Genomic DNA, 12,627 nt, shown 5'->3' on the forward strand with positions numbered 1-12,627 from the left:
TCACCTACAAGTCAAGGCCTTCAATTTCAACTATTTCTTCTTCTGGTAGCTTAGAAGCATCTTTTCCACCAAAGAACTGCTTAGAAATTTCAGTAAGTGTTCCATCCTCACGCATTTCAGCTAATGTTTCATTTATTTTCTCTGTTAACATTTCAGAACCTTTTGGCATTACAATTGCTTGTTCTGTTGGGTGAAATTTTAAATCAGGATGAAGCACGATATCAAATTCCGTGAAAGCTTCTAGTGCTAAGCTTTGTAAGTAATAATCGTTAATAACAGTATCTGTTCGCCCATTATCAACATCTCTTAAGTACGTATCATTCGTTGCATTTCCGTAAGTAACAATCTCAGCTCCATAATGTTCGGCAATCTGACTAAAAACTGTCGTTGCTCCCCCACCAGCTTCTTTTCCTTCTAAATCTTCTAAAGACTCAATTCCCGAATGATCTTCTGCCCTTACAATCATTGTTGTGTACGAATATTTATATGGCTCACTAAAGGAAAACTGTTCCTTCCTTTCTTCTGTTACTTCCATGTCATTAATAATTAAGTCAACCCGACCATTTGTTAATGATGAAAGCATCGTATCGACCCCCATCGCCTCAAAGGAAATGTCTAGATCAAGACGATTTCCAATCTCCCTGATAATCTCAATATCATAACCCGTTAATTCCTCTGATCCCTCCGGATAAAAGGATGCAGGATAAAGTGTGCCAGACGTACCGACAACAATCTGATTCGCTTCTTGAATTTCATCCCACTGTTCAGAGGATACGTCTTCCTCTTTTGAACCACAAGCTGCCAATACAAGTATTAGTACAAATAAAATTGTAAACCCCTTCATTTTCATGTTAACCCCACCTTATTTACTTTTGTTATATAAAGTTTACTCTATAAAAGATAACAGTTTATTTCTTTTAAATCAACGTTATAGCACTCTGTTTTTGAAATTAGTAATAACTGTTATACAACTATTACTAGTTGGTATAAATAGAAAAAATTTTGATTCTATTTATTTTATGGTTAAATCAAACCCCTATAACTTAAATTATAAAATTAATTAAAACTTAAAATATTGTCATTAATTCACCACTAAATTATCTTGACGATTTTCTTTAATGTGATACTATAATAATATAGCTAAATTATAATAATTATAAATAAGGATTTATTAAAAATAAATTTAAATACCAATAAAACAACATTTTAATCACTCGATAGTGATTATTATTCTCAATTAGTTAAAGGGGATGTATATAATGGCAACTCTAGCTAAAATCATTACAAATAAGAGCCCTAACGAAATGAATCAGCCTATCTTAAGTAAAAGTTTTGACTTCCTTAAACTTCATGGCGAGCTACTTGCTGCCCTTTTTAGCGGATTATTAATTCTTCTTGCCTGGGTTTTTGAAAATTCTCTTGATCACCGCATTTGGGTACTACTCAATAGTACCGCGTTTATTATTGGTGGTTTTGCCAAAGCCAAAGAAGGTATTCAAGAAACAGTCTCAACTAAAAAACTAAATGTGGAAATGCTCATGATATTTGCAGCAATCGGTTCTGCAGCAATTGGTTATTGGACTGAAGGAGCTATTCTCATCTTTATATTTGCTTTATCAGGTGCTCTTGAAACTTATACAATGAACAAAAGCGAACGCGATATCTCCTCATTGATGAATCTGCAACCTGAGCAAGCACTAAGAATCAACGGTAATGAACAGGAATTAATTAATGTTTCAGAATTGATTGTTGGTGATAAAATTTTTATCAAAGCCGGAGAACGTGTACCCATTGACGGTATTATTACTTCTGGAACAACATCAATTGATGAAAGTGCCATCACAGGTGAAGCGATGCCAGTTACTAAGGAAATGGATCATCAGGTCTTCGCAGGAACAGTCAATTTAAACGGAAGTATAACTGTTGAAATGGAAAAACCAGCTAATGAATCGTTATTCCAAAAAATTATTAGTCTTGTTCAGTCAGCTCAAAGCGAGAAATCACCATCTCAGTTATTTATTGAGACATTTGAAAATAAGTATGTAAATGCAGTTCTAATCCTTGTTATCCTTATGATGTTCATTCCTCATTATTTACTTGGATCGAGTTTTACAGTTTCGATTTATCGAGCAATGATATTACTGGTAGTTGCATCTCCTTGTGCATTAGTGGCGTCAATTATGCCGGCAACTCTATCCGCTATATCGAACGGGGCACGGCAAGGAATCTTATTTAAAGGTGGCGTTCATGTTGAAAACCTATCGAATGTTCATGCTATTGCCTTTGATAAAACAGGAACGTTAACACACGGAAAGCCTGTCGTTACAGATTCCTTCTTTCGTTCATCAGATGAAGAAGACTATGTTTTACCGATAATTTCTTCCATCGAAAAGGAATCCAATCATCCACTAGCCCAAGCAATTGTTAAACTGTGTAACCAAAAAGTTATTCCTATCAACTACGAAGTAACACACATGCAAGATATTAGCGGTAGCGGTGTTAAGGCAAACGTAGACAATAAAACATGGAAAATCGGGAACGCTGATTTTGTTGGAAAAGATAAAGCGGATAAATTTCATAATGGGATTGCGAAACAACTCGCAGATCAATCTAAATCACTCGTGTTTATCGCAAATGGGGATGAAGTAGTAGCTGTCTTTGCTTTAAAAGATTCTATTCGAGAGGATAGTAAAAAGGCAATTCAGTTATTAAAGAAAAACAACATCCATACCATAATGATTACTGGAGATAATCAAACGACAGCCAATGCAATCGCAAAAGAAGCTGGTGTTGATCAATGTATTGCTAACTGCCTTCCTGAAGATAAAGTGACTCACATAAAAGAATTGCAAACAAAATTCGGTCACGTTGTCATGATTGGTGATGGCATAAATGATGCCCCTGCCCTCGCTACTGCCAACGTCGGGATTGCGATGGGAACCGGAACAGATGTTGCACTAGAGACTGCTGATATTGTACTAATGAAGAACAAATTATCAAAAGTCGCCGATGCAATTACCATTTCCAAACGGATGAACAAAATAGTAAAACAAAATGTCGTACTGTCAATTACCGTTATTTCATTGTTAATTTTAACTAACTTTTTACAGGTTATTGATTTGCCGTTAGGTGTAATTGGACATGAAGGTAGTACCATTTTAGTTATTTTAAATGGACTACGCTTATTAAAATAAGGCTCTTTTCGCATTGTTTGTGGCTATTGATGGGAATTGTGACGTAAATTCTAGTTCCACTCTAATTGAATCGAGTGCGATACGATCGCTTCGTCAGAATACTTCGCTTTCCGTGGGCACGGCCTTAGCCTCCTCAGAATCAAAGAACGATTCTTCCGGGATCTTCGGCTCGTGGGACTGCGATTACTCGTCCCATCGAAAACCTTTCGCTAGTCCCACTGGAGTCTTCGTATTCTGCCTACGCTGAGTAGTGGTTTTCTGATTAATGAGTATCTATATGCCGTAAAATCAACATTTCGTGAGACTCTTGCCATTTGTACAGAAAGCTTTCCTAAGCGGAGGCAATACACGAAGACTCCTGCGGGAGGAAAGGCATAGATGAGACCCCGCAGTGCGCAGCACGAGGAGGCTCATCAGCCACCCGCGGAAAGCGAAGTGTATTGCCGCAGCGCTGACATAGCATTCATCTTATAAAGAATATAAATGGAAATCAACTCAGCAGTTACGTCGTAGTCTATAGAAATTTCGATTAAGATTCAATACTTGGAAAAAGCAACGATGGTTTAGAAAACAGCTGAAAATAAAAACCGGATATCGGAAATTCTAGTTACTAAATAATCAAAAAGCTGGCTAAAAGAGAAGCCAGCTTTTTGATATTACCAACTCTTTTCTATTCTTCGAAGTTTTAATAGTGCATTAATTTCCCCACCGGTAATAATGATAATGCCAGAAATATAGAACCATATCATTAAAATAATTACTCCACCAAGACTTCCATATGTGGCAGAATAGTTACCGATTGTATTAACATAATGAGAAAATAATAAAGATACTAGTTGCCAGCAAATTGTCGCAAAAATCGCTCCAATTGCTACATCTTTAATGTGAACTTTTTTATTAGGTGCAAGTATGTAAAGAGCTAGTAGAACGGTGAAAAATACAACCGATGAAATAACCCACCTGAGCGTATTCCATGTTTGCAGAAAGTCATCAGAAAGACCAAAAAATGAAAATAAATAAACACCAATTGCTTCACCAAAAATCGGAAGTAAAAAGGCAATGATAATTACAAAAAGCATTGCAATAGTAAGCACAATAGCTATTAATCTAGAAACAATAAACGACCTATTTTCCTCGACATTATATGCCGCATTAAATGCGCGCATAATTGCATTAATCCCATTAGATGCAGACCAAAGCGTACCAATTATACCGATTGATAATAGTCCCCCGTTCCTTTCAGAAACAATCTTATCTACATTTTCACTGATAAGATTTACTGTTTCAGCAGGCGCATAGCTACCAATAAAATTCATAACATCTATTTCCGGTAACGGTAAATAACCCAAAAGAGTCACCAGAAAAATCATAAATGGAAATAAGGACAGTAAAAAGAAATAGGCTAACTGTGCGGACAAACCAAATACATCGTCATCCATCATTCGTTTTAATAATCTTTTTACAAACTGAAATGCTTCTAACACGGAGCAATTCTCCCCTCTTCCTTTAACGTTTAGTTATTCACCTTTTAGCTTTTCATTTTCTGTCACTTCAGCTTGGCTGATTGAATCTAACGTTTCTTGCACCTGAGTTAGGATAGTTAAGACGCTATTTATTCCTCTTGTTAAGTCTGTAGATATGGTTTCGTAACTATTTCGAAGATTGTAAAAAGCTTCTGAAGGATTTTTCACGTAATTGTTCGCTGTACGGCTCGATGTTTTCAGCTGATCCAAAACATCATTTCTTGTGTTTCGATCAAACATGGTAACTAATCCACCAACCGCCGCTCCTATAATTATACCTCTAATTAGTTTTCGATTACTCATTCATTCCACTCCTTATTTTCAGATGATGTGTTAGCTTTACATGTTCAAGAAACTCTAAACATCCTTGATTAATCAATTCGTAAGTATAGTCAAAGTTGTTCGTATAATAAGGGTCTGGCACATTACTTTCTGATGGATTTTTGACAAAATCCATTAACTTTGCAATTTTTACATTTTTACCTTCATTCTGAATTGCTTGTAAATCCTCTATATTTTCATCGTCCATCGCAATAATATAATCAAATTCTTCCCAATCATCTTTCTCCACCTGTCTTGCTTTTATTCCAAAATATGAAATAGACTGCCTCTCTAACAGGTTTCTAGTTCCAGGATGAGGTGAATTACCATTATGCCATTGGCCGGTTCCGGCTGAATCAACAGTTAACCATTGGTCCAAACCTTGTTTATGTATTAAGTCACGCAAAACAGCTTCTGCCATAGGGGACCTACAAATATTTCCTAAGCATATAAATAATACCTTAATCATATCTTTTAACACCTACCCATCTTACTAGTTTAATTATACATATATGTTTTGCATAAAGAAAACTTGACGATTACTACGCGAAACTATTCGTATTGAAGTAGTTTTTGATTTTAGCCGTACAGTTTACAGGAATTTTAAACTAGTATAATATTTAACCATACTTTTAAGGGGGAATTATGTTGACTGAAGAATCAACCTTGTTAAATGTAGTTAATCAGATTAGCGGATATGTTTGGGGTCCTCCACTATTAATCCTATTAGTAGGAACTGGCCTCTATCTCACGATTAGACTCGGATTTCTCCAGGTCAAGGCATTACCTTACGCATTAAAACTTGCTTTTAGTCCTGAAAAGAAAAATACGAAATCCAAAGGGGATATCAGTCATTATCAAGCACTCACCACAGCTATGGCCGCTACTATCGGGACAGGTAATATTGCAGGTGTTGCAACTGCAGTAGTTTTAGGTGGTCCTGGAGCAGTTCTATGGATGTGGGTCACAGCGTTTTTGGGTATGGCTACTAAATACGCAGAAGCAATTTTGGCGGTCAAGTATCGTGTAACCAACGATAAAGGAGAAATCTCTGGCGGGCCAATGTATTATTTAGAAAGAGGACTAAATGCCAAGTGGCTTGGTATTACTTTTGCAATATTTGGCGCTATTGCTGCATTCGGAATTGGAAACATGGTACAGTCTAATACTGTTTCCGATGTACTAAATGGCTCTTTTAATGTACCTAAGTGGGGTACAGGACTTGCCCTCGCCGTCTTAGCAGGACTTGTTATTATAGGTGGTATAAAAAGCATAGGACGTGTTACATCATTCTTCGTTCCTATCATGGCTCTTTTTTATGTTGTTGGTGGACTAATTATTATTATTATGAATTTCGATCTTGTTCCTAGCGCAATTAGTCTTATTTTTTCGGATGCGTTTACCGGAAGTGCAGTTGGCGGTGGTCTTTTAGGAACGGCCATTCGGTATGGTGTGGCACGAGGAGTGTTCTCCAATGAAGCTGGTCTAGGTTCTGCTCCAATTGCCGCAGCTGCTGCTAGGACAGATTATCCAGGTCGCCAAGCATTAGTATCTATGACTCAAGTATTTATTGATACAATTATTGTTTGTTCGATTACTGGTATTACTTTGGTAATGGGAAATTTATATGCAGGTGGGTTAACTGGGGCAGAACTTACTTCCGCTTCGTTTGCTTTGTTCCTAGGTGACGCAGGTACTTATATTGTTACAATAGGAACTATCTTCTTCGCATTTTCTACCATTGTCGGTTGGTCTTACTATGGTGAAAAATGTTTTAGTTATTTGTTCAAAGATAAGTTCATTCCATACTACCGAGCTCTTTTCATTTTACTTGTCTTCTATGGCGCCATTGAAACTCTAAATGTAATCTGGGGTATCGCTGATATTATGAACGGATTAATGGCATTGCCAAACTTAATTGGACTTCTTGGTCTCTCTGGAGTTGTTGTAGCTGAGACGAGAAAATTCTTAAAAGTTGCAAAAGAAGAAAAAGAGTTAGCCAAAAGTCAGGCAAATTAATAATGAATAAACTTGGGATAGTGCCGCACCTATAAATCTGGCACTATCCCAAATTTTATGAATTTCCATTACACGTGACTAACCTTACGAAGTTAGTGGCTTAATACATGCTTTATTTTCATTTTTTACTGAGTTCACAATATCACTAACATTATAGGCAGTTAACTCTTCCACCTTTAGTGTTTCAAGAAACTCATGAACTTCATTTGGATGTCGTTTTATTGGTTTGATCCATTGCTCTTCTTTATCTTTTGGCAAGATAACCGGCATACGATCGTGGATTTTATGCATAAAATCATTTGCTTCTTTGGTAAGAATTGTACATGTATGTAGTCGTTGTCCATCATTCTCCCACATATCCCATAAACCAGCAAAAGCAAATAGCTTTCGATTAGCCAAAGAGATTCGTTTCGGTTGTTTGCCTACTTCAGATTTTTGCCATTCGTAAAAGCTATCAGCAATAATCAAACAACGTTTACCAGATAATAATTGTTTGAAACTCGGCTTTTCATGAGCCGTCTCACTTCTAGCATTAATCATCTTATAGCCAATTTTTGAATCCTTTGCCCAAGATGGAACAAGACCCCACTTCAGAAATCCTGCTCTTTTTTTCTGCCCATCATGAATAATCGCTAGTATATTTTGTCCTGGCGCTATGTTATATCTTGGTTGATAGGACGTTATATTACCCTTTAAATCATATTCCTGGAGAACTTCTAACTCATTTGCATCAAGTGTAAATCGACCACACATGTTTAGACACTCCTTAACTCTTTTAGTTTTGATGATTTATTATCGCACGTTCTATAGTTCTTTGGATATCTTTTGCTATCTCCGTATTCTTCTTAGTTTCATACTGATCAGGATAAATCGGATCACATATCTCGATAGTTACATCTGCAGCTTTTATTTTTCCATTATTGTTTTCTAAAATATTGTACGTTCCATTGATTGCAACCGGTACAATAGGTACTCCAGCCTTTGTGCCGAGTCTTAAACTTCCAGATTTAAACTCGTGTAGCTTTGCACCTCTACTTCTAGTTCCCTCAGGAAAAATAACCATCGACTGACCATTTTTTAAGTTATCTATTCCTTTACTAATCACTTTAATTGCTTCTCTACGGTTAGCCCGATCTATGAATACACATTGCATCTCATCCATCCAAGCACGGACAATCGGTATTTTTTTAATTTCTTTTTTAGCAATAAACCCCAAAGGCTTTCCAGCAAAACCTATTAATACTAAAATATCAAAAATTCCTTGATGATTCGAAACATATAGAACAGGACCGTTTGGTAATTTATTTTGTCCCCGGACATTTACCTTCGTTCCAGTTCTCTCAATTACCTTAAGAGCTACATTCTGTGGCGCTTGAAATACACGCTCATTCTTATCTTTAATTGGTACACTATCAGAAATTTTCTTTACCCTTCTAAGATCGGGTAAAGTTCTTAAGACTGTAAAAGCTGCAAAAATATATATTAATAAAGTTCGCATGGTAAGCTCTCTCCCTTTTCAAGTGACGTATAGATATTTTCATTATCGGAATTTACCGATTCAGTAGAACACAATTTCTCTATTTCGAGTCAATACAGTTTGACCAATTTAGTCTCTAGCGATTTGCGCAAGGTAGCCGCGATTGCATCAACAGTTAAAATTTGATTGATGGCGTCAATATCATCCTTATTACAAAAGAGTGTCTGGTGAACAAACGAGATCGTTATTTGATTGGGATTGGTTTCGATAAGAGTTAATTCATCATTTGGAGCCACATACCCTTCCTTTAGGACTCGAAAGTAATAGCCAGTGAAGCCTGTTTCAGTTACAACTGCAGGTATGTCTTTGATTTGATGGACCTCCGCAATTTTATAACACGGATTTCTCGGCTGAGAAACTTGTATGATCGCGTCTCCCAACTTAAAGGTATCACCAAGGTGAACCTCTTTCTCCGGTAAATGGTCAACAGTAATATTTTCTCCAAAAGCCGGTGCTACAAAATCCCGGTTGTACCTAGCTCGCCAATATTTATAGTGGTGAAAACTGTACATTAAAAGCGCCTTATCTTCTCCACCATGATTTTTCAAATCTGCCTGTCCATCTCCTTCAAACCCTCTTTTGGATAGCCAAACAGGTTTGGAAGTAGATTTTTTAATAAAGCCAGTGTGTAGATTTTTGCCATTAAAATTATACTTGTTTGGAGTCCCAATGTTTAGAGACACAATTTGATAATTCAATTTTAAAACCCCTTTTTAAATTTTCGTTTCAAACTAATTGATTTTCTTTTATTATATATTAAAAAATGACAAAATGAACTTTAGTCTTTCATAGATATTTTCCAAATGTTACAATGGCTGCTGCGTGATTTTTAAACATTTTGGAAAGGATGATAGGTATGCATTTAGGTAGTAAGGGTTGGTATGTAGAAGAACTTAAAGGTTTAGGTGTGCGTTACATTCAAGGACGCAAAATTGAGAAGTACAAAAAATACGTACTTGCAAACCTATTAGAAGAAAAACAAGAAGTATAAAACTTAATTTCACTTGTTGAAAGCAGGAACATTTGTTTCCTGCTTTTTTATTTTCTGAACCAATTTGAGTACATATATCACTGTTCTATTTTTCTTTATTAATAACCTGCCAATTTTTACTAACTACGCAACCCCCATAAATTTCTGTTAAAATGAGAAATGCTATAGAAAAGAAAATTCACATCGATGGAGGAACACTCATGTTTTCAAATGCTGAAGTTGGTATTGACTTAGGTACCGCAAATATACTTGTTTATACAAAATCAAAAGGAATCGTATTAAACGAACCTTCCGTAGTTGCAATAGATACAAGAACGAATCAAGTTGTCGCAGTAGGAACAGAAGCAAAAGAAATGGTTGGTAAAACACCTAGAAATATCGTACCCATTCGTCCGTTAAAAGACGGCGTAATTGCTGATTACGACATTACCGCTCAAATGCTAAAAGAAGTATTAAAAAAGGTTAGCAAAAAAATTGGTTTATCGATGAGAAAACCTACTGTCGTTGTATGTACGCCTTCTGGAAGTACGTCAGTAGAGCGACGAGCAATCCATAATGCCGTTAAAAGTTTCGGCGCCAAAGAAGTCCATCTAATTGAAGAGCCGATTGCAGCAGCGATTGGGGCTGACCTCCCTGTTGATGAGCCAATCGCAAGTGTTATTGTCGACATTGGTGGTGGAACCAGTGAAGTTGGAATTATATCATTTGGTGGAGTTGTATCTTGTCGCTCCGTCCGCACTGGTGGAGATAAGATGGATGAAGAAATTATTCAATACATTCGCAAAAATTTCAATATTTTAATTGGAGTTCGAACAGCTGAAAATATTAAAATGGAAATTGGTTATGCATTAATTGAACATGAAGAGCAGTCGATGGATGTCCGGGGTAGAGATTTAGTCACTGGTTTACCTAAAACAATCACAGTTACATCTACTCAAATACAACAAGCGATCAGGGAATCACTAGAATCAATATTAGATACAGTACGGTCTACTTTAGAAAATTGCCCTCCAGAACTTAGTGGTGATATTGTCGACCGCGGGGTAACATTAACAGGTGGCGGTTCACTTCTAAATGGTATGCAGGAATGGCTCGCCAATGAAATCTATGTCCCAGTTCACCTAGCACCAAATCCACTTGAGTCAGTTGCAATTGGCACTGGAAGATCACTTAAGATGATTCACAAACTACAAAAAGCACTGAAATAACAACAAAAGCGCAGGCGCCTTGCTCATCCCCGACAAGCTTAAGACAAGCCCTCGGCGTGGTGCTTTTTGCCCGTGATGAGGCTTGGCTTTAGACCTCAGGCGGGTGCATTCGAAATAAGCAAACCGCTCCGGGTAGGCGCTGGAGCTAGACATCAAAGTTTATACTATTTCTTATCTTAGTTAACAGAGACCTTACATTGTAAGGTCTCTTTTTTATTCAATATGCAAAGTGACCTTCGTATATTTTTCTAGTTTCTATCCTTTCATGAAAATGTTTCTAGTACTACATCTTTTAAAAATGGATAAAATAAAAAGGTCAAAAATTATTACGAGAGGTTAAATAATGAATACATCTGAACTAATTTCCTACTTCAAAATTAAAGAAGTAGTTGGCGTTTTACCGGAAAAAATTACAGGGATTCATAACGACTCCCGTAAAGTAGAACAAGAAAGCATGTTCATCTGTACTCGAGGATTTACTGTAGATGGACATGACTATTATCAGCAGGCGCTTGATAAAGGTGCATCCGTAATTGTTGCAGAAAAGCACCTTGATATAAATCCAAATGAAGCAGCATTAATTATTGTAAAAGATACCTTTAAAGCACTAGCACATCTTGCAAATAAGTTCTACAACTATCCATCAACGAAACTCAATGTTTTCGGGGTGACAGGAACAAATGGTAAGACTACTGTAACGAATCTTATTTACTCGCTACTAACAAAAACAAATGAGAAGGCAGCTTTGGCAGGGACACTTGGTTTTGAAATTGAAGGAGAAAAATCAACTAGCGAAAACACCACCTGTGATGTCTTAACTAATCAAAAGTTGTTAGATAAAGCTGTCAGGCAAGGATTAGATCATGTAGTAATGGAAGTTTCTTCCCACGGTTTATCACAGGGAAGGCTATGGGGTGTCGATTTTGATGTGGTTGCCTTTACTAACTTGAGTCATGACCATTTAGATTATCATGACTCAATGGAACAATACGGTTACGTCAAGGGATTGCTTTTCGCCCAGTTAGGACAAGATCTAACAAAGGCAAAATATTTAGTGTTGAATCAGGATGATGATTGGTATCGGATTTTTAGTTACTGGTCACCATTTGAAGTTATTAGTTATGGTTTACAAACAGATGCAGATTTTAAAGCAGTTGATATCGATTATAAAATTAACCAAACCTGTTTCACTTTAGTAACGCCTCAAGGAATTTTCAATGTAGAAACTAAATTGCTTGGTGAATTCAACATTTACAATATTCTAGCTGCAATGGCGTCTCTATTTGCCAAAGGGTTATCAGTAGATCAAATGGTGAACACCTTAAAAGATCTCCCTCCTGTTAATGGTCGGATGGAGAAAGTTGATATCGCAGCTCCTGTAACCATGTATATTGATTATGCACATACTCCAGACGCAATTGAGAAATCAATTAATTCTGTCCTACCGTTCAAAAAAGAGAAACTTATTTTCTTAGTAGGAACTGGTGGTGACAGAGACAAAGTAAAGCGTCCACTGATGGCAGAAAAAGCATCCGCAGCAGATTACGTTGTTTTAACAATAAATGACCCTCGTTATGAGGATCCAAATACAATTCTTAAAGATATGGAAAAGGGAATGTTACATGAAAATTACGTATTAATAGAAAATCGGGAAGAGGCAATCTCTCATGCGATCACTTTTAGTGAACCTGGTGATATACTAATTTTCGCCGGAAAAGGGCAAGAAGATTATCAAATTGTTAAAAATAAAAAAATAGCACACAGTGATTTAGATACTGTTAAAAAACACTGTCTTAAAAAGTATACCTATAAAGTTTAGTCCTTCTCTTGACCA

Annotated in this window: 12 protein-coding genes; 5 read left to right on the forward strand and 7 right to left on the reverse strand. The window is 36.6% G+C overall.

The genetic code is table 11. The features are described from left to right. Positions 1-4: 4 nt before the first annotated feature. Positions 5-844 carry a transporter substrate-binding domain-containing protein gene (locus tag LD272_RS04320; RefSeq protein WP_439647380.1) on the reverse strand — a complete coding sequence of 280 codons (840 nt, stop codon included), beginning with the start codon at positions 842-844 and terminating at the stop codon, positions 5-7. A 415-nt stretch (positions 845-1,259) separates the two neighbouring features. Between LD272_RS04320 and LD272_RS04325 the strand changes: the two genes are divergently transcribed. Continuing rightward, positions 1,260-3,194 carry a heavy metal translocating P-type ATPase gene (locus tag LD272_RS04325; protein ID WP_226035370.1) on the forward strand — a complete coding sequence of 645 codons (1,935 nt, stop codon included), beginning with the start codon at positions 1,260-1,262 and terminating at the stop codon, positions 3,192-3,194. A gap of 656 nt (positions 3,195-3,850) precedes the next feature. On the opposite strand, the gene LD272_RS04330 is transcribed toward LD272_RS04325, so the two are convergent. Genes LD272_RS04330 through LD272_RS04340 form a run of 3 tightly spaced genes read right to left on the reverse strand, consistent with a single transcriptional unit; the run spans position 3,851 to position 5,507 of the window. Beyond that, entirely contained in the window at positions 3,851-4,678 is an 828-nt protein-coding gene (locus tag LD272_RS04330; RefSeq protein ID WP_226035371.1) for a YihY/virulence factor BrkB family protein, read from the reverse strand. Between the two features lie 33 nt (positions 4,679-4,711). Beyond that, positions 4,712-5,020 carry a YtxH domain-containing protein gene (locus LD272_RS04335; protein ID WP_226035372.1) on the reverse strand — a complete coding sequence of 103 codons (309 nt, stop codon included), beginning with the start codon at positions 5,018-5,020 and terminating at the stop codon, positions 4,712-4,714. Continuing rightward, complete coding sequence (locus LD272_RS04340; RefSeq protein ID WP_226035373.1) at positions 5,013-5,507, reverse strand: low molecular weight protein-tyrosine-phosphatase; 495 nt, start codon at positions 5,505-5,507, stop codon at positions 5,013-5,015. Before LD272_RS04340 ends, LD272_RS04335 begins: the two co-directional genes overlap by 8 nt. A 179-nt stretch (positions 5,508-5,686) precedes the next feature. Between LD272_RS04340 and LD272_RS04345 the strand changes: the two genes are divergently transcribed. After that, entirely contained in the window at positions 5,687-7,057 is a 1,371-nt protein-coding gene (locus LD272_RS04345; RefSeq protein ID WP_439647379.1) for an alanine/glycine:cation symporter family protein, read from the forward strand. 84 nt (positions 7,058-7,141) lie between these two features. Here the strand turns inward: LD272_RS04345 and LD272_RS04350 are convergent, their stop codons facing one another. From LD272_RS04350 to LD272_RS04360, 3 genes are all read right to left on the reverse strand, one after another. Beyond that, the gene (locus LD272_RS04350) at positions 7,142-7,810 is read right to left on the reverse strand and encodes an SOS response-associated peptidase (RefSeq protein WP_226035374.1); all 669 of its coding nucleotides are present in this window, start codon (positions 7,808-7,810) and stop codon (positions 7,142-7,144) included. Between the two features lie 22 nt (positions 7,811-7,832). After that, a complete protein-coding gene (locus tag LD272_RS04355; RefSeq protein ID WP_226035375.1) occupies positions 7,833-8,555 on the reverse strand; it encodes a lysophospholipid acyltransferase family protein in 723 nt (240 codons plus the stop codon). Positions 8,556-8,644: 89 nt separating this feature from the next. After that, entirely contained in the window at positions 8,645-9,292 is a 648-nt protein-coding gene (locus LD272_RS04360) for an MOSC domain-containing protein (protein ID WP_226035376.1), read from the reverse strand. Between the two features lie 158 nt (positions 9,293-9,450). Here LD272_RS04360 and LD272_RS04365 point away from each other — a divergent pair, with 158 nt between their 5' ends. The 3 genes from LD272_RS04365 to LD272_RS04375 all read left to right on the forward strand — a co-directional run bounded on the left by LD272_RS04365 (position 9,451) and on the right by LD272_RS04375 (position 12,612). Then, positions 9,451-9,585 carry a DUF2639 domain-containing protein gene (locus tag LD272_RS04365; RefSeq protein ID WP_226035377.1) on the forward strand — a complete coding sequence of 45 codons (135 nt, stop codon included), beginning with the start codon at positions 9,451-9,453 and terminating at the stop codon, positions 9,583-9,585. Between the two features lie 200 nt (positions 9,586-9,785). Beyond that, positions 9,786-10,793, forward strand: a complete 1,008-nt coding sequence (mreBH, locus tag LD272_RS04370; RefSeq protein WP_226035378.1) for a rod-share determining protein MreBH — start codon at positions 9,786-9,788, stop codon at positions 10,791-10,793. A gap of 343 nt (positions 10,794-11,136) precedes the next feature. After that, entirely contained in the window at positions 11,137-12,612 is a 1,476-nt protein-coding gene (locus tag LD272_RS04375; protein ID WP_226035379.1) for a UDP-N-acetylmuramoyl-L-alanyl-D-glutamate--2,6-diaminopimelate ligase, read from the forward strand. The last annotated feature ends 15 nt before the right edge of the window (positions 12,613-12,627 follow it).

The sequence above is a fragment of the Aquibacillus saliphilus genome (assembly GCF_020404745.1).
Lineage (GTDB): Bacteria > Bacillota > Bacilli > Bacillales > Amphibacillaceae > Aquibacillus > Aquibacillus saliphilus.